This is a genomic window from Corynebacterium sp. 122RC1 (assembly GCF_024580955.1).
GTDB lineage: Bacteria > Actinomycetota > Actinomycetes > Mycobacteriales > Mycobacteriaceae > Corynebacterium > Corynebacterium kozikiae.
Genome location: NZ_JANIKD010000004.1, coordinates 39311 through 56399 on the forward strand (window position 1 = coordinate 39311; position 17089 = coordinate 56399).

Below are 17089 nucleotides of genomic sequence, written 5' to 3' on the forward strand. Positions count from 1 at the left end.
ACCACCTAGAGCATGAGCATGGCGAGCTCGGAGGGGTCGTACCACGCCATGAAGTTGTCTAGGGCGTCGCCAACCGCAAGCTCCGCGTCCTCATCGCCGAGGTCTGCTGCATCCACCAGCTCCACAGCCTTGGCGGTGGCCTCCTCAGCGGCCTCTAGGTCCACGTGAATCGCCGCGAGCTGGGCAAGCTTCACCTCAGGCTCAGCAAGCTTGACTACCGCTTCCCCACCATCGGGGTACAGCGCCACCTTGGAATCGTCAATATCCACGGAGATCACCACACGGCGATGAGGGTAGCGCCCTGCCTCGCCTGTGGCCAGGAGCCGCAGGGACGCCCGGGCCGCGTCGTCAAACGCAATCTCGCTGAGCTCCTCGTCCTCACCCTCGGTGAAGAACTCGCGCAGCGCCGGGGTCACCGCGAAGCCGTAGCCGGAGCGGGCGTGGAAGGCGCCGTTTTCTGCGAGCTCGGCGAGGATGTCAAAGGTAGCGGGGATGAACACGCGCATGCTAGAACTCTCCTTCAATGCCAAACAGGCCAGTAATTTCCACCACGGAACGCTCAAACTGCTGGTAGAACACCCCCACCAGGCCGCTTTCCACCGCGCCGCGCACGTTGAGGATGGAATCGTCCACCATCACACAATCGCTCATGGGCAGCCCTAACGCATCCGCAGCGGCCCGGAACGCTTCCTGGTCGGGCTTGTCCGCCCCAATTTCCCCGGAAAGCAGCACTGCATCCACCAACCCCTGCTCTTCGAACGCGCGGATGGGCGCCGCACCTGGGCCACCTGGGTCATTGGAAAGGATTGCGGTGGCCACACCGTTTGCTCGCGCCGCCTGGAGAAGCCTCCGCCACCGGCGCTGCTCCTCCTCCGAGCCGTCCAGGACTCCCACATAGTCCACGATTAAGCCACGCACGCCTTCTACCACCTCGAAAAATTCCAAAACTCGACCCGCCAGGAGGGCACTCACGCTGATGAAACGGCCTCAATGTGGCGGGTTTTCACTATGCTATTACTTGCGCTCTTAGGAGAGCTTTTACTGCGCCCCAGCACCCGTGTGCGAGCCGCGCGCAAACCATGCCCATTGTTGCATACTGTTTCATACTTTTCTCGCTCCCCCAGCGCACGCAATCCGCAAAAGCTTGGGGGTACAAGATTGACCGGTCGCTTTGCCTGCCACGCAAGAAAGACCACTATGGACCTTCCCCCTTCGGTGCCTGAGCATACGGCCCAAGCCCTGGAGCCCATCCCCGGGCGCGCCATGCTCAAAGTTCTCAACCCCGAGCGCCTGCACTCCCCCTCCCCGCCGCCTGCCCCGTACCAGGAGCTCCCGCAGGAGGTGCAGCGCAAGGTCCGGCACCTCATCGAGGTTGCGCTGGCTGCGAGCTTCGGGCTTATCGACGTCCGCCGCCTCAGCCCCTCCCTCTTTGCCCCTCCGGTGCTGCGTAGCATCCGAGCCAGGCGGCGCGGAACCGCCCAGGGCGGGGCGATCACCAAAATGTCCATGCACCTGCGCGTGCGTTCACAGCGCATCGATGCCCTCGGCTCAGCAACCATCGCGGGCCAAGACATCCACCTGGGCTACGCCGCCATGGTGGCCGCCGATGAGGAAAGCACCCTGGGATTGCAGTTGCGATCCTTCAGGGTGCTGTGAACGCCTTCGTGCCGGCCTTAGCCTGGGGCCTTAGCCACCTACCACTGGAGCGGTAGGCACGCCGCCGTCTGGCTGGTCATCTCCAGCAACAGTGATGGTCGGCGCTGGCGCCTGGAACTGCTTGCGCAGCAGGAACAGTTGGCGCACCGTTTCTTCCTTGATGCCGTCCTTCATGGCATTGAACATGTCGCCACCCTCCTTCTGGTATTCCACCAGCGGGTCGCGCTGTGCCATTGCGCGCAGGCCAATACCCTCCTTGAGGTAGTCCATCTCATAGAGGTGCTCGCGCCACTTCTGGTCGATCACCGGGAGGATCACCATGCGTTCCAGGTTGCGCATCTGCTCCGGGCCACCAATTGCAGCCACGTTGGACTCAAGCTCCTCGTATTGCTTGTGGGCATCCTCCAGCACCACAGTGCGGAGGTCCTCTGCGGAGAGCTCGCCCTTGGCGCCGTGGACGTCATCGTCGATGAGCGCCTGGTAATCCACGGATGGGCCATAGAGGGATTCTAGAGCGTTCCAGAGGCTCTCCAGGTCCCAGTCCTCCACATAGCCGCTGGCGGTTGCACCATCGACATAGGCTGAGACAGTGTCGTCGATCATGGATTGCACGTTCTCACCGATGTCCGCAGACTCCAGGATCGCGCGGCGCTCGGAGTAAATGACCTTGCGCTGCTCATTCATCACTTCGTCATACTTGAGCACGTTCTTGCGCATCTCAAAGTTTTGGTTCTCCACCTGGGCCTGCGCGCCCTTGATGGAGTTAGTCACCATCTTGGCCTCAATTGGCACATCGTCTGGCACGTTGAGGCGGTTCATCAGGGACTCCATCTGTGGGCCCATGAAGCGCAGCATCAGGTCATCGCGCATGGACAGGTAGAAGCGGGTGGTGCCTGGGTCGCCCTGGCGGCCGGCGCGGCCACGTAGCTGGTTGTCAATACGGCGGGACTCATGGCGCTCCGTGCCCAGCACATACAGTCCACCGGCTTCACGAACCTGCTCGGCGAGCTTCTGGCCGCGCTCCTTGACCTTGGCCAGCTCATCATCCCAGGCTGCCTCGTACTCCTCAGCCTTTTCCACTGGGTCAAGGCCGCGTTCGCGCAGGTTGATGTCTGCAATAATGTCCGCGTTGCCGCCGAGCACAATGTCCGTACCGCGGCCGGCCATGTTGGTGGCCACCGTCACGGCACTTGGCAGACCGGCACGGGCAACGATCTGCGCCTCCTGCTCGTGGAACTTCGCATTGAGCACCGAGTGCTTGATGCCGCGACTCTGCAGCTGCTTGGAGAGGTACTCGGAGCGCTCCACGGAGGTGGTACCCACCAGCACCGGCTGGCCCTTGTCCACGCGCTCGGCGATGTCATCCACCACTGCTGCAAACTTTGCTTCCTGGGTCTTGTAGACCAGGTCGGAAAGATCCTCACGCTGGTTCGGGCGGTTGGTGGGGATCGGGATCACGTTGAGCTTGTAGATCTGGTGGAGCTCAGCGGCCTCGGTCTCTGCGGTACCCGTCATACCGGAGAGCTTTTCGTAGAGGCGGAAGTAGTTCTGCAGGGTGATGGTTGCCAGGGTCTGGTTTTCATTCTTGATCTCCACCCCCTCCTTGGCCTCAATCGCCTGGTGCATGCCCTCGTTGTAACGGCGGCCCGCGAGGACACGGCCGGTGAAGTCATCCACAATGAGCACTTCACCGTTGCGCACGATGTAGTCCTTGTCCCTGGTGAACAGCTCCTGCGCCTTGATGGCGTTGTTTAGGTAGCTCACCAACTGGGAGTGCTCAGGGGCGTAGAGGTTGTCGATGCCGAGCTGATCCTCAACGAACTCAACACCCTCTTCCTTAATGCCGACGGTGCGCTTGCGGCGGTCAATCTCATAGTGGATGTCCTCCTTCAAGCGAGGCGCGATTTGGGCGAACACGCCATACCACTGGGAGGAACCGTCAACAGGGCCGGAGATGATGAGTGGGGTGCGGGCCTCATCGATGAGGATGGAGTCCACCTCGTCCACGATGGCGTAGTGGTGGTCACGCTGCACCGCCTCGTTGAGGTTGCGGACCATGTTGTCACGCAGGTAGTCAAAGCCCAGCTCGTTGTTGGTGCCATAGGTGATGTCAGCGTTGTAAGCAACGCGGCGCTGCTCAGGGCGCATATCGGAAAGGATGACGCCCACCTCCAGGCCGAGGAAGCGGTGGACACGGCCCATCCATTCGGCGTCACGCTTGGCCAGGTAATCGTTCACCGTCACCACGTGCACACCCTTGCCCTCCAGGGCGTTGAGGTACGCGGGGAGCACACAGGTCAGGGTCTTGCCTTCACCGGTGCGCATCTCAGCAACGTTGCCGAAGTGCAACGCGGCGCCGCCCATAATCTGGACGTGGTAGTGCTTCTGACCGAGCACACGCCAGGAAGCCTCGCGAGCGGTGGCAAACGCCTCAAGGAGCAGATCGTCTACGGTTTCACCGTTTGCGATCCGCTCCTTGAACTCAGCGGTCTTGGCCTTCAGTTCCTCATCGGAGAGCGCTGCGTACTCCTCGTCGAGAGCCGCTACTTCCTTGGCAATGTGGTCGAGGCGCTTCACAGCGCGTCCCTCGCCCATGCGGAGGATCTTAGAAAGTCCGAACACGAAAGATTCCTTCTTTGCTTGTTGCTTTTGCTAGTTGCTTTGCTTACGCTAGGCCGCGCCCATGAGCTAGCCGGCGCTTCGTTTCGCTTCCCCAACCACGGGAGCTCCAAAGCACTCGAAATACTGGGCACACATACAGTCTTCTGATTGTACGCGTTAAGGCCCCAATGAGAAACCTCATGCTTTGGGGTTGGTGGTGCGCGTGGCGTGAGCACCTCTGCGTGGGGGTTTAGGCGCTGGTTTAGGCGCTGGTCTTGACGTTGGTCTTGACGTTGGTTTAGGCGTTAGGTTTAGGCGTTAGTCGATAGCTAAAAGTCGATAGGCCGTTGCGTTGGTCGATAGGACGGCCATTTTCGGGGAAATCCGCGTCCTGTCGACTTTTAGCTATCGACCTACGCGTCCTATCGACCAACGCATCAACGCACTAACACGTCCTATCGACCAACGCACCAACACACCAGCACCCCAACACGCCAACACACCAGCACCCCAACCCCACAAAAAAGGAAGCCCACCACCAGGTGGGCTTCCAAATCAAGTGCTCACCAGCACCTATTCAGCGTTCTTCAAGGAGATCAAGCCGTAGTCAAAGGCGTGGCGGCGGTACACCACGGATGGCTGGTTGTTCTCCTCGTTGATGAAGAGGTAGAAGTCGTGGCCAACGAGCTCCATTTCGGAGAGGGCGTCGTCCACGCTCATTGGGGTGGCCTCGTGCTCCTTGGTACGCACGATCTGGCCTGGCACTACATCCTCGACCATGTCGGCGTATGGGTCGGTGTCGTACTGATTCTCCGCGCGCGCCTCTTCGGCTTCCTGCACGAGCGCCGCGGCTGCCTCGCCGGTGCCCATTGGGGCGCGGTGGCCGGAAAGGGAGATGGAACGGCGAGCCTTCACCTTGCGCAGCGAGCGCTCCATGCGGGCGAGTGCGGTTTCCAGTGCGGCGTAGAAGCTATCTTCCTTCGCCTCAGCTCGTGCGATGTGGCCCTTGCCGGTTGCGGTGATCTGGATGCGGTCGGAGGCATCGGCGCGGCGTGGGTTTGGCTCGTGCTGGAGCTCTACGTGGAAGAAGGTGAGGGTGGGATCCAAACGTGCAATCTTTGCCAGTTTTGCGTTGACCCGTTCCGCGAAGTGCTCTGGCACCTCAACGTTGCGACCAGTAATGGAAACCTGGACCTCTGGGGAGAGCGTCTCGTTGTTTGCAGCAGGCGTGGACATAATCACGTACCTTCCTGTTCAGCCGCCCTGGCGGAGGTGAATCGGATTACTCACTCCACCCAACTATGGCGGGGATCAACTTCCATATCCAAGGATACATCTGGTCATAACAAGTTCGCTAAAAGTTGGAGCTGCATCACGCGCTGATCCACCCCAATCCCCCTGCCACCTTCGCTCCTGCGCTGCTGAGAGCACTTGCGGCCGCAATGAGTGTTGCCCCCGTTGTGATCACATCGTCCACCAAGAGCACTTCCCGCCCGCGCAGGAGGGCGGCTTCAGGCGCTAGGCGCACCGCCTGTTGCATGTTTTGCCGACGCGCCTGCGCGCTCAGTCCCACAGACTCCAGGGCCTGTTCGCTGTGGTAGAGGGCCTGCACATAGGGGAAACTGCAATGTGCGAGTGCGCGGGCCATGTGGTCACCGCCGCGCGCCCGCGCTGAGCTGCGCTTACTCGGCGCGGGCACGAGCACCACCTGGCCGCTCACATGCCCTTGCTCGATCAACCGTGACACCGCCGCCTGCGTGATTGCCCCGAGGTACTGGGCGGCGTCGGCACGCCCCCGCTCCTTGTAGTGCACCACGGTGCGGCTGCGGACCTCGCTCATGGGCCCGAGCGCCCACAGCGGCCAATGCGCAAAGCTGCGCGTGCTGATCCTACCCGGCGGGCTGCGCCATTCCCGCAGGCAGGCGGCACACATAGTGTGTCCCGGCGCGTTGCAGCCCACGCAGCTCCGCGGCAAGAGTAGTTCCCCCAATCCCCACATGGGGCCAATTCTAGCGAGTGACCAACATGATGGAGCGGTTGCCTTCCAGGCCCTGGACTTCGCGCCAGTAGCTGGCGGTGGTGCCGCCGTTGGGGAGCTCGAGGGCCGCGCGGTTGTCGGTGACGTAGAGCATCGATGGCCCGGCGGCAACGGAGAGCACGGGGGCCACAATGTTGCCGCTGGGCAGCGGGGCTACGGTTGCGCCGTCGGCGGCCACAGCCCATACGGGGGCCTCGGAGTTCGCGGTTCCTACCACCAGGGAGCCGTCCATCTGCCAGTCCAGGGCGGTGGCGGTGTCGCCAATTGCGGCAGCTACCTCCTGGATGCTGGTGAGCCTGCGCTCCCCCGCGTTGGGTCGCGCCACCACGGCGGTGTATACGCGGCCGTCCATGATGAACGCCGCGCGCACGCCGGTTGGGGAGAGCTGGAATTGGGAGAGGTCACCGATGTCTGCGCCGAGGGCGGAAATGTCTACTTCATTGGTGGAGATCTCGCCGGTTTCCGCCGAGCGTGAGACGCGCACCAACGTCTCCCCGTCCACCACTGCCCAGGCGCTTGTTCCGCCCTGCTCAAAGGTGGGTTGGGAGATGCGCTGGGCGCGGAGAACCTCGGTCACGTCTCCGCCAATCGCCCCCACCACGAGCGCGCGTTCACCGCCTGCACCGTCTCCGGTCACCTGCACCGCCGCGATTGTATTGTTGGTAGCCGCCACTCGTGCCGACTCCAACGTGTTGAGCGTGGTGAAGTCCCCGCCAACCCTTTGCACGGCATCGTCACTGAGCTGGTACAACACACCGCCGGTCAGGGAGTACACCTGGCTCACGGCGTTGGGTGTTGCCTGCGGGTTGTACTCAGGGAAGGAATCGGCGGTGAATTCAGTTTCGCCGAGAGGGCCCGGCACGTCCGCGCCGTCAAAGCGGAACCGGTACGGACCTGGGACTTCCGCCATAGCGAGCGTCCACACTGCCTGGCCAAGGAAACGGCGTAGCGCGTCTTCGGCCATGCCCACCATGCCGGTGAATTGGTACACGCCGTCGGAGTTGCCTGCATAGGCCGCGGTATCCGGCAGCTCATCGATCACCCCCGGCGCGAGGTCCGCGGAAGGCCCCGCCACCAGAAGCTGCATCAGAGAGGAATCCAGGTTGGACATCCCCGTGAACAGCCAGCGGCGATCCTGCACCAGCACCTTGCCCGAAGGGTCAAAGAAGTACACGCCGCGGGGATTATAACGATTACGCAGCTCAGAGCGCTCAAACACAATCTGGTTGCCTAGCTCATCCAGGCGCCACTGCCCGTCGATGCGCTGCAGTGTCACCCTGTCCGTAAACGTCTCCTGCCGCGGCCGGTAGGCACCACCTTCCGTGATAGAACCGACGATCGTGCCACGCACCTCATAGCTGCGCCGCTCCGTCTCCAGGTTCACCGAGTTGATCTCAAAGCGGTCCACCACCACGATCTCGCTGCCAGGATTCCAGGTTTCGCTGGCGGCCGACGTGAGGAAGCTCCGGGCATTTAAGTAGGACTGCGAAGGGTCCGAGCTCGCAATGTAGAAGTCGCGCAGCAGCAGGTCCGGGTCACGATCCTGAATCGGGCCCACCTGCGCCTGCTCCGCCGATCCTTCAAAGGCGCGCAGCACCTGCGGCTCGGAATTGCTCGGTAGCGAGGCGCAGGCACCCAAGGTCAGGGAGCACACCAGCACAAACCCGCTTGCCGACGCTGCCCGGCGCCAGCGCGGGGCCGGCTCACACGCGGCGTCGGCTCGTGCGCTGCGGGGCACTGGTTGAGAACCCTGAGACGGACTCGAATTCGGATTCGGATTCGGTGAGCGCCACCTGAAGTTACGCATGGTTGCCCTCCTCGGATTCAGACGCGGGTTCCCCAAGGTGCGCCGGGCCGTTGAGGTCTGGCCCGTCAAGGTCTGGATCGTATGCTGCGGCGAGCTCGGCCTCATCCACGGCGTCCTCATCAACCTCAATTTCATTGCGTTCCGCGGCGGTTGCGTTTGGGGCATCGGCGATGGCTGGCGTGACGTCCACATAGCGCTCCTTCGGCGCTTCGAGGGCAATTGGCGGTTCGATGATCTCCTGTCCAGGCTCACGGGGCAGGATGAGGCGGAACATGGTGCCTACCGACTTCATACCGGCAGCGTCCAGGATGCCGCCGTGGAGGCGGGTGTCCTCTAGGGAAATAGCCAGGCCAAGGCCGGTACCGCCGGAGTGACGTTTGCGGGAGGGGTCGGCGCGCCAGAAGCGGTTAAACACCAAGTCTTCCTGGCCGTATTCCAGGCCCACACCGTGGTCCACCACGGCCACGCCCACGGCGTATTCGTTTTCCTTCAAGGTCAGCTCCACCGGGTTACCCTCAGAGTGGTCAAGGGCGTTGGCCAGCAGATTTCGCAGGATGCGTTCGATGCGGCGGGAATCGCCATTGATTCGCACCGGCTCGTCTGGCATGTCCACGTGGACGGGAACGTTGAGCTTTGCCGCAATGTGTTCGGTTTGCTGCACTGCTGCGTGCACGCACTGGCGCAGATCAATGGAGCTGGCGGCAAGGTCGGCCACGCCGGCGTCGTGGCGGGAAATCTCCAACAGGTCATTGAGCAGGGATTCAAACCGGTCCAGCTCGTGGACCATCAACTCAGATGCCCGGCGGGTACTGGCTGGCAAGTGCTCGGCATCATCCACGATCATGTCCGCGGCCATGCGGACCGTGGTCAGCGGGCTGCGCAGCTCATGTGACACGTCAGAGGTGAACTGCTTTTGCAGGTTGCCGTACTCCTCAAGCTGATTGATCTGTTTGCTCAAGGATTCCGCCATGGCATTGAAGCTCACGGCGAGGCGGGCCATCTCATCTTCACCGTCCACCACCATGCGTTCGCGCAGGTGCCCAGAACTGAAGCGCTCGGCGATGCGGCTCGCGGAACGCACCGGGGTGATCACCTGCTGCGTGAGCAGCCAGGCGATGCCCACCAGGAGGACCACCAGCACAATCGCCGCACCGGAGAACAGGCCACGGAGCAGGGCGAGGGTCGCCTCGTCCTGCTCCAAAGACAGCACGAGGTACACCTGCAGGTTCGGAATGTCTGTTTCAGTTGGGGTGCCGATGATGAGTGCTTTGTACGGCGAAGCGTCGGCACGCTCGATGGTGGCGTACTGGTAGGACACCTGCCCCTGGCTGACGAAGGACCGCAGGCGTTCGGGGATGCGGTAGCCCTCTGGGGATGCGAGGACGCTGCCGTCGGGGTTGTTGACGATCAGCACGGGCTCGTAGACCGCCTGGTCACCGGCAGTGGTGCCCTGGTTCACCAATGCCGCGCGGGCCGATTGGAGGCGGACTTGAGTGCTGCTGGCGGTGCCGGTGGCGTCGATTTGCAGTTCAACGGCGGCGCGGGCGCGGTCGATCTCATTGTTGGCCAGCTCCAGTTTGGTGTTCACCAGACGTTGGGTCACAAAACTCACCAGCACAAAGGCGAGCACGAGCATCACTACGGCAGAGGCCACCAGAATGGAGCCCAAAACCCTTGTTTGCAAAGAAGTACGCCACCGTTCCGTGAAGCGGTGGCGCATCTTTGTGGCGAATTGCAACACTTGTGCCACGGTGGTGAACTACTCCTGGCCGGTCTTGTATCCAACGCCGCGGACGGTACGCACAATCTGCGGGCGTTCGGGGTCAATTTCTATCTTGGAACGCAGGCGCTGGACGTGCACATTCACCAGGCGGGTATCCGAGGCGTTGCGGTATCCCCACACCTTTTCCAGCAACTCCTCGCGGCTAAACACTTGTCCAGGCTTTTGGGCGAGCTCCAAGAGGAGGTCAAACTCCAGTGGGGTGAGCGGGATCTCATCGTTTCCGCGGCGCACAACGTGGCCGGGGACGTCGATCACCAAGTCACCAACCTCGATGGTGTGCACGTCCTCTTCCTCGGTGCGGCGCAGGCGCGCGCGGATGCGTGCCACCAACTCCTTGGGTTTGAAAGGCTTGTTCACGTAGTCATCCGCGCCGGACTCCAGGCCCAGCACCACGTCCACGGTGTCCGTCTTGGCAGTGAGCATCACGATCGGCACCTGGGAAACCTTGCGGATGGCACGGCAAATATCGATGCCATTCATGCCCGGGAGCATGAGGTCCAGCAGAATGAGGTCTGGTTGCTCGCGTTCAAAGGTGCCCAGTGCTTCCGCGCCGTCCATGACCGCAACGGTGTCAAACCCATCAGCCTCCAACACGATGGAAAGCATCTCAGAGATTGCTGGGTCATCATCCACCACGAGGATCTTGTGAGCCATGACGAGGAGCACCTTTCACTAACCAGCGGGACGTATTCGGAGTTGCCGCCGAAAAACGGCAGCACTACACCCGCAATGCTACCGAACTGCTAGGACAGATGGTGCTGCACACGGCGCACAACGTCCGCCGGTGTATCACTTGGCTCCACCACGATCCAAGGGGAAACCCACCCACTTTCCGCAAGCGCGTGGAACGCCTGGTCCACGCGGTGTTGGAGGCTGCTGCTTTGCTCGTAGGCGTCTTTTTCCCTCGTTGCGTCCAGTTTTGCACGGTGCGCCGCGCGCTCCATGGCCAACTCAGGCGGGGTGGCCAGGAATACCTGCAGGTCAGGGGTGGGTACGCCGAGGGTGGAGAACTCCAGCTCCTCCACCCACTGCTGCATCGCCGGATCCTGTGTACGGGCCACGCTGTAGGCCACGTTGGAGGCAACGTAGCGGTCCAGCAGGAGGTGCTCCGTGGGGCTGGCTTGGTATGCGCGGACCTGTTGGGCGGCATCTGCGCGGTCGAGGGCGAACAGGGTTGCCATGGCGTATGCGGAATCGATGAGGTCACCCATCTGGCCATACAGCGCTTTGCTGGCAAGTTGCGCGTGCACCGATTCTTGGTAGCGCGGGAACGCCAGCACGCTCGCATGGAGCGCCTCGCGGATAGCCCCCATGAGGGTGTTTTTCCCCGCGCCGTCGATCCCCTCGATCGCAATGATCACGCGCCTAATCCTTCCACTTCGCTACCTGAACGCCCCCTCCGCTTCCCCGCCCCACACTTGGGCCTTGGGACTCGGGTCTCGGGGGCGTCGGGAAATTACTGCCGGAAGCCCTACCCCGCTCTAGTAGCGGTAGTGCTCTGGCTTGTACGGGCCGGCTACGTCCACGCCGATGTACTCTGCCTGCTCCTTGGTGAGCTCGGTGATGTTGCCGCCGAGTGCCTCCACGTGAATGCGGGCAACCTTCTCGTCGAGGATCTTGGGCAGGCGGTACACCTCATTGCTGTAGCGGCCGTCGTTTTGGAACAGCTCGATCTGTGCGATGGTCTGGTCCGCGAAGGAGGTGGACATTACGAAGGAGGGGTGGCCAGTGGCGTTGCCCAGGTTGAGCAGGCGGCCCTCCGAAAGCACGATGATCGCGCGGCCGTTCGGCAAGGTGAACTCGTCTACCTGCGGCTTGATGGTGGTGCGGGAGACGTCGGTGCGGTGGAGCAGCGAGGCCATGTCGATCTCATTGTCAAAGTGGCCGATGTTGCCGAGCACCGCGTGGTCCTTCATCTCAAGCATGTGCTCAAAGGTGATGATGCCCATGTTTCCGGTTGCGGTGATCACGATGTCCGCGTCCGCGATCGCCTGCTCCACGGTGACCACCGGGAAGCCGTCCATGAGTGCCTGCAGCGCGTTAATGGGGTCTGCTTCTGTGACCTTCACTCGCGCGCCCTGACCGGCCATGGCCTCGGCGCAGCCCTTTCCGACGTCACCATATCCGCAGATCAACACATTCTTGCCACCCATGAGCATGTCTGTTGCGCGGTTGATGCCGTCGATCAGTGAGTGACGCGTGCCGTACTTGTTGTCGAACTTGGACTTGGTCACCGCATCATTGACGTTCATCGCGGGGAAAGGCAGCACGCCTTCTTCGGCGAAGTGGTACAGGCGGTGGACACCGGTGGTGGTTTCCTCAGTCACGCCCTTCACCTCCTGGGCGATGGCATCCCACTTGGGGCCCTCCTCCGCCAGAACGCCGCGCAGCATGTTGAGGAACGCCTGGTACTCGTCCGAATCACCGTCTTGCACGGGTGGAACCACGCCGGCCTGCTCAAACTCGCGGCCGCGGATGACGGCCATGGTGGCGTCACCGCCGTCATCCAGGATCATATTTGGCAGCACGCCTTCGCCCCAGCTAAAGATCTGGTTGATGCACCACCAGTACTCATCCAAGGTCTCGCCCTTCCAGGCGAACACCGGCACACCCTGCGGATCCTCTGGGGTGCCTTCCTTGCCCACCACAACGGCAGCGGCTGCCTCGTCCTGGGTGGAGAAGATGTTGCAGGAAGCCCAACGCACCTCAGCGCCCAAGGCAACCAGCGTTTCAATGAGGACGGCGGTCTGCACCGTCATGTGGATGGAGCCAGCAATGCGGGCGCCGCGCAGCGGCTGCTCATCCTTGTACTCCTCACGCAACTGCATCAGACCCGGCATCTCATATTCAGCCAAACGAATCTGGTGGCGGCCTGCCTCCGCGAGGCTGAGGTCTGCGACCTTAAAGGCCAAAGGTGCGGTCTGCGGGGTCAGGTCAGAGGATGCTGCCATGGTGAAGGTGTACTCCTTGGGGAAAAGCTGGATAGGCGGTTGGCCGTATTGCTGGATAGCTGGTTTTAGAGTCTATCGCACACACCGCACGCGCCGGACACACCGAACGCCACAGCCGCCACGGCAGCCACGGCTGACACCCGAGGAACGGCTAGCTCAACGCCTCCAGGAAGGGATCCAGGTCCTCTTCAGTCTCCGCCTGCTCCAACACCCCGGAGGCGAGTTCCCGCAAGGTTTCGTCGGCTTGCCCACTGAGCTCCCTGATGAATGGATACTCATCCACAATTTCCCCAGAGGTGTACGGGGCGCCGGACCAGATAGCCGCGATTGTTGCAGCGGCCAGCGCATTCAGTTTGTCCGTTTCCCCCGCGGTGGGGTCCTGTGCGAGCAGGCACGCATCACGCACGGATTCCACGATGTCTTCTGCTTCCAGGGAAAGCAGCTCCTCCAGGAAGTCTGTATTGGCTTCCTCAGTAAAGATTTCGGTGTCCCAGCCGCTCATTCGTCCGGTGTTCCTTTCCTTGCGGAGTGCTACGGGGCATTCACGTTTCAGTCGATTTCATTTTTCAGGCTGATACTTCACTTTCATACCCGCAAAATCTGCAGAACGCATGCAGATCCTTTGTGATTACTTGCTCAAGCCAAGTCCCACCGGGCGCGCCGGTATCCCACTTTGTCACCCTCGAATGCGCCGTGAATGCGCCGTGACCAGTGCCAGGAGGTGTAGTTGTGTGATAGCGTCGCTACTACTGAGAGAATTGTGTCCGATTTGTGATCAAAATGTGATGGTGTTTTTGAAGGCCACTCAGGAGGAAATCTCATGCGTCCGCATCGTCCGGCTGAGCCCCCACAGGCGCGCCGACTCCTCCTGTTCGTCGCCGCCGGGTGCACCGTAGCGCTCCTCGTCGGCATGCTGGTATGGCGCTACACGCTGCAGCCACCGGCTCCTACGGTGGATGCGGGCCCGGCGATCACTTCCACGCAAGACCCCGCGCAGCCGGCGCAGCGCAACTCCGCTCGCCGCGCAACGGATTCTGCAGCACGCGCCGAAGACAATGCGCAGTTGTACTCAACCTGGCCAGGAGCTGCAGGTTTCTCCTCCGGCTTTACGACGCCGCGCAGCCGCTCCACTGCTTCAGGCACGCAGGCGGAAACAGGGATCCCGCTAGTTACTGCGTCTACTCCGGTTCCGGGGCCAGCGCCGGCTCCGGTTCCAGGTTCGAGTTCTGCAAACTCTTCGGGCACTCAGGGCGCTGGAAATCGCCCAACCACACCGACGTGGGGCAACGAGCCAACTTCGCCTGAGAACAATCCGCCGCAACCTTCCCCACCGGGCACGCCTCCGACACCTACGCCAGTGGATCCCACAAATCCAGGTGACCCGGAACCGACTACTCCCCCAACCACCGGTCTCCCTGAGCCCACTGACCCTGTTGGGCCTGTTGGGCCAACGCCTACGGATCCCACTGAGCCACCAATTACTGCACCGATTGATGAGCCGGATCTTCCACTTGTCCCCGGCGATCCCGATGCACCCACTGACCCCGCGGAACCGGTGAGCGAACCAGTTGATCCAGCTAATCCAGCTAATCCAACCTCCCCCAGTGCTGGAACTGGAATTGGAATTGGCGCAGAAGCGTAAGTGGGAATGTGAGGGGGAGTTGGCTCAAACCCCCTCCGACCAGTTCCTGTTACTGAACTGACGTACTAACCGACGGTGGCGATGAAGATTTCGCCTTCGCCCTGCACCCGCACTGCTGCCTCGTTGGCTGCTACCCAGGCGGCGTCGGTAGGCCTGAGCGTTTGACCATCGATTTCTACTTCGCCGCTCGTGACCAAGAGGATAGTTGGCCCGTGGTGTTCCACGGTGGTTTCCCCGTTGATGGCGCGCTTTTCCAACGCGAATTCCTTGATGGGGATGGGGTACACGCCGCCGTGGGGTTGGATTTTGGGGTCCTCAATGGATTCAAAGCGCAATACGCGGACGAGTTCGGGGACGTCCACGTGCTTGGAGGTCAGGCCGCCGCGGAGAACGTTGTCTGAGTTCGCCATGATTTCCACGCCGAGGCCGCGGACGTAGGCGTGCAGGTTGCCGGCGTCTAGGTAGGTGGCCTCACCGGGCTGCAGTACCACGTGGTTCAGCAGCAGCGCGCCGAGGACTCCCATGTCACCTGGGTAGCGTTCGGCCAGCTCCACAATGTTGCGTAGTGTCACCAGCATCCATTCCTCAACGGCCTGCTGATCAGCAACATCCGTTCCAGCTTCAGCGCCGCTCAGCACCGCCTGTGCGCACTCCACTACGGAGTTGATGAGCTCCACTCGCGCCGGTTGTGGGATGGAGATCCAGGTGGTGAACAGGGCCCGGAGGTTTTCGGATTCCGCGGCGGGGTCGTCGCTGAGTAGGGAGAGCGAGCGATCCAATCCCGTGCAGCCCAGCGCCGCGAACAGCTTTCGGGTTTTCGCCAATGGGCGGAAACCAGCCATGGCGTGGAACTCGGTGAGCGCCACGATGAGTTCCGGCTTATGGTTGTTGTCTTTGTAGTTCCTATTGGCAGCACCTAGCGGAATGCCAGCGGCGTTGTCTCGTTCAAATCCTTCTTTCGCCTGCTCCAACGATGGATGCGCTTGAAGAGATAGCGGCTGGTCAGCGGCCAGCAGTTTCAGGAGGAACGGAAGGCGCTCGCCATAGGCATCAATCACCGGGGCACCTAATTGCTGCATCGGATCAGCATCAATGAGTACCGCCAAGGTTTCCTGCTGAGCGCCTGGGGTGCGGGATGGCCCACCGGGGTGGGCGCCGTACCACAGCTCTGCGATTGGCTTTTCACCACTCAGATTTTCTGCAACTACCCCGTTGGGTTGTTCGCTGGCGTTGCCAGCGGCGGAGGGCTGACCCTGGCGCATTTGCGGGATCAGTGTCCGCGAACCCCAAGGGTAGTACTGGGCAATCGGGGTGAGCAGTTGCATTTGTATCCTTTGGTTCCTCACGTTTGGGCCTTGTAAGCCCTGGCCAGCCTCAGCGTCTGCCGTAGGCCGCCATTTTCCCAATAGAGCTTATATGTAATTGCTAAAAGAAGGCACTCGCTGCGAATCCGCGGGTCACCAAACGGAGCGTGGCAGCCAAGTCTAGATTGCGCAGCGCCACTCCTTCTTGGGCAACAGGGTCCGCCACGGTGGGATCGCCCCATACCAACACTTTCAGCGGCAATGCCGCCGGTGCTGTACTAGTGCCGGCCCCATCCCCAGATGTAGGGCCTGCATCACCGTCAATGAAGGGGTCATAAAAGACATCGCGTTCCGTGCCATTCCGGCCCCTTTCCCGGTACCTTCGATCCAGCTCTCGCATGCTTGCTTGCAGGGTGTCGTGCTCCAAGTAGCTACTCAGTACGCCTTGGGCGGACCAAAGTGTGGCCATCAATTCCGCTATTGCGCTGGTCACCCCAGCGGCGTTGTCCGGATCATAAGGCGCAGAAGGGTCCTGCCCAACGCCGGTTTGCAGCATCGAATGCCGCATAGCAGCCTCTGCAAGCTGGCGCGCGGGATTCACCAATATGTCACGTTCCGGTGAGCATTTCAACAGCTCATCGTCCACTTCCTCCGCAGCACGGCTCAATGCCTCTGCAATCAAGCTGCTTTCTTGGGTGAAGCACTGTGCAAGCACATGCACAAGCGCTACCACGCGCGCGGGGCTCGGACCTTGGACTGCGGGCAGTGGCGGAACGGTAATTACGGAGGCGGGGGCGTCGTTTTGCAAGGGCCCCTCCCCACCTGCGGCGAGCACTACGGGAACACCTTTGTTCGCAGCGACCGAGATCTCATTAGCTAGGCGCTCGAATTGCCGGCGTTCCGTGACCACCAGCACCACATCCAGCGCACTCACATAGCGCGGGATCTGTTTTGCCACCACTACCGGAAAGGCGTAGGGCGCCTGCAAAGCAGCGCCCAGACGGGCGGCGGTGTGGGAAATATGGTCACCAGCCACTACCACCAAGCTGCGTGGCTGCACACCTACTCGCTCAAACAGCCCATGCTGAAGCTGCTCGGCCACATTACGCAGTTGCGCTCCCTCATGGGCAATGTCGAAGAAGCGCACTGCCTCCGGGGAGTAGCGGCTGCCATCGTCCCAACTATCCGTGCTGTCTGTACTTTCAGTACTTTCTGTGCTTTCAGTGCGAGCCATGGTGGCCATTGTAGTGAGCCACCCCGACGCACCGCCGCACCAAACCCACAAACTTTCGAACGTTCGTTCGAGC

General features: G+C 61.7%; 15 protein-coding genes. 2 read left to right on the forward strand and 13 right to left on the reverse strand.

The window, feature by feature from the left end; translation table 11 throughout:
• Window positions 1–5 precede the first annotated feature (5 nt).
• Both NQ050_RS02955 and NQ050_RS02960 read right to left on the reverse strand, forming a co-directional pair.
• Window positions 6–506, reverse strand: a complete 501-nt coding sequence (locus NQ050_RS02955) for a hypothetical protein (protein ID WP_257037782.1) — start codon at window positions 504–506, stop codon at window positions 6–8.
• Between the two features lies 1 nt (window position 507).
• The gene (locus tag NQ050_RS02960; RefSeq protein ID WP_257037901.1) at window positions 508–918 is read right to left on the reverse strand and encodes an HAD-IA family hydrolase; all 411 of its coding nucleotides are present in this window, start codon (window positions 916–918) and stop codon (window positions 508–510) included.
• Between the two features lie 279 nt (window positions 919–1197).
• Between NQ050_RS02960 and NQ050_RS02965 the strand changes: the two genes are divergently transcribed.
• A complete protein-coding gene (locus NQ050_RS02965) occupies window positions 1198–1656 on the forward strand; it encodes a hypothetical protein (protein WP_257037783.1) in 459 nt (152 codons plus the stop codon).
• A gap of 30 nt (window positions 1657–1686) precedes the next feature.
• Here NQ050_RS02965 and secA read toward each other — a convergent pair whose 3' ends face one another.
• From secA to NQ050_RS03010, 9 genes are all read right to left on the reverse strand, one after another.
• Window positions 1687–4278 (reverse strand): preprotein translocase subunit SecA, encoded by a 2592-nt coding sequence (gene secA, locus NQ050_RS02970; RefSeq protein ID WP_257037784.1) that lies wholly within the window; start codon window positions 4276–4278, stop codon window positions 1687–1689.
• Between the two features lie 552 nt (window positions 4279–4830).
• A complete protein-coding gene (hpf, locus tag NQ050_RS02975; protein ID WP_257037785.1) occupies window positions 4831–5493 on the reverse strand; it encodes a ribosome hibernation-promoting factor, HPF/YfiA family in 663 nt (220 codons plus the stop codon).
• A 136-nt stretch (window positions 5494–5629) separates the two neighbouring features.
• Entirely contained in the window at window positions 5630–6097 is a 468-nt protein-coding gene (locus NQ050_RS02980; protein WP_257037786.1) for a ComF family protein, read from the reverse strand.
• Between the two features lie 169 nt (window positions 6098–6266).
• The gene (gene lpqB / locus NQ050_RS02985) at window positions 6267–8033 is read right to left on the reverse strand and encodes an MtrAB system accessory lipoprotein LpqB (protein WP_257037787.1); all 1767 of its coding nucleotides are present in this window, start codon (window positions 8031–8033) and stop codon (window positions 6267–6269) included.
• A 61-nt stretch (window positions 8034–8094) separates the two neighbouring features.
• Window positions 8095–9822 carry an MtrAB system histidine kinase MtrB gene (gene mtrB, locus NQ050_RS02990; protein WP_257037902.1) on the reverse strand — a complete coding sequence of 576 codons (1728 nt, stop codon included), beginning with the start codon at window positions 9820–9822 and terminating at the stop codon, window positions 8095–8097.
• Window positions 9823–9861: 39 nt separating this feature from the next.
• Window positions 9862–10539, reverse strand: a complete 678-nt coding sequence (mtrA, locus tag NQ050_RS02995; protein ID WP_257037788.1) for an MtrAB system response regulator MtrA — start codon at window positions 10537–10539, stop codon at window positions 9862–9864.
• Between the two features lie 89 nt (window positions 10540–10628).
• The gene (locus NQ050_RS03000; RefSeq protein WP_257037789.1) at window positions 10629–11246 is read right to left on the reverse strand and encodes a dTMP kinase; all 618 of its coding nucleotides are present in this window, start codon (window positions 11244–11246) and stop codon (window positions 10629–10631) included.
• 120 nt (window positions 11247–11366) lie between these two features.
• Entirely contained in the window at window positions 11367–12836 is a 1470-nt protein-coding gene (ahcY, locus tag NQ050_RS03005) for an adenosylhomocysteinase (RefSeq protein WP_257037790.1), read from the reverse strand.
• 151 nt (window positions 12837–12987) lie between these two features.
• Window positions 12988–13338: a DUF4259 domain-containing protein gene (locus NQ050_RS03010; RefSeq protein ID WP_257037791.1), complete on the reverse strand. Its 351-nt coding sequence runs from the start codon at window positions 13336–13338 to the stop codon at window positions 12988–12990.
• 318 nt (window positions 13339–13656) lie between these two features.
• Here NQ050_RS03010 and NQ050_RS03015 point away from each other — a divergent pair, with 318 nt between their 5' ends.
• Window positions 13657–14478, forward strand: a complete 822-nt coding sequence (locus NQ050_RS03015) for a hypothetical protein (protein WP_257037792.1) — start codon at window positions 13657–13659, stop codon at window positions 14476–14478.
• A 65-nt stretch (window positions 14479–14543) separates the two neighbouring features.
• On the opposite strand, the gene manA is transcribed toward NQ050_RS03015, so the two are convergent.
• Both manA and NQ050_RS03025 read right to left on the reverse strand, forming a co-directional pair.
• Complete coding sequence (gene manA, locus NQ050_RS03020; protein ID WP_257037793.1) at window positions 14544–15803, reverse strand: mannose-6-phosphate isomerase, class I; 1260 nt, start codon at window positions 15801–15803, stop codon at window positions 14544–14546.
• A 100-nt stretch (window positions 15804–15903) separates the two neighbouring features.
• Window positions 15904–17016 (reverse strand): hypothetical protein, encoded by a 1113-nt coding sequence (locus tag NQ050_RS03025; RefSeq protein ID WP_257037794.1) that lies wholly within the window; start codon window positions 17014–17016, stop codon window positions 15904–15906.
• Window positions 17017–17089 lie beyond the last annotated feature (73 nt).

Coding starts and splice junctions, on each gene's coding strand:
- NQ050_RS03015 (WP_257037792.1), top strand. CDS start 13,657: ATGCGTCCGCATCGTCCGGCTGAGCCCCCACAGGCGCGCCGACTCCTC.
- mtrA (WP_257037788.1), bottom strand. CDS start 10,539: ATGGCTCACAAGATCCTCGTGGTGGATGATGACCCAGCAATCTCTGAG.
- NQ050_RS03010 (WP_257037791.1), bottom strand. CDS start 13,338: ATGAGCGGCTGGGACACCGAAATCTTTACTGAGGAAGCCAATACAGAC.
- NQ050_RS02980 (WP_257037786.1), bottom strand. CDS start 6,097: ATGAGCGAGGTCCGCAGCCGCACCGTGGTGCACTACAAGGAGCGGGGG.
- mtrB (WP_257037902.1), bottom strand. CDS start 9,822: ATGCGCCACCGCTTCACGGAACGGTGGCGTACTTCTTTGCAAACAAGG.
- ahcY (WP_257037790.1), bottom strand. CDS start 12,836: ATGGCAGCATCCTCTGACCTGACCCCGCAGACCGCACCTTTGGCCTTT.
- manA (WP_257037793.1), bottom strand. CDS start 15,803: ATGCAACTGCTCACCCCGATTGCCCAGTACTACCCTTGGGGTTCGCGG.
- NQ050_RS02965 (WP_257037783.1), top strand. CDS start 1,198: ATGGACCTTCCCCCTTCGGTGCCTGAGCATACGGCCCAAGCCCTGGAG.
- NQ050_RS03025 (WP_257037794.1), bottom strand. CDS start 17,016: ATGGCTCGCACTGAAAGCACAGAAAGTACTGAAAGTACAGACAGCACG.
- NQ050_RS02955 (WP_257037782.1), bottom strand. CDS start 506: ATGCGCGTGTTCATCCCCGCTACCTTTGACATCCTCGCCGAGCTCGCA.
- hpf (WP_257037785.1), bottom strand. CDS start 5,493: ATGTCCACGCCTGCTGCAAACAACGAGACGCTCTCCCCAGAGGTCCAG.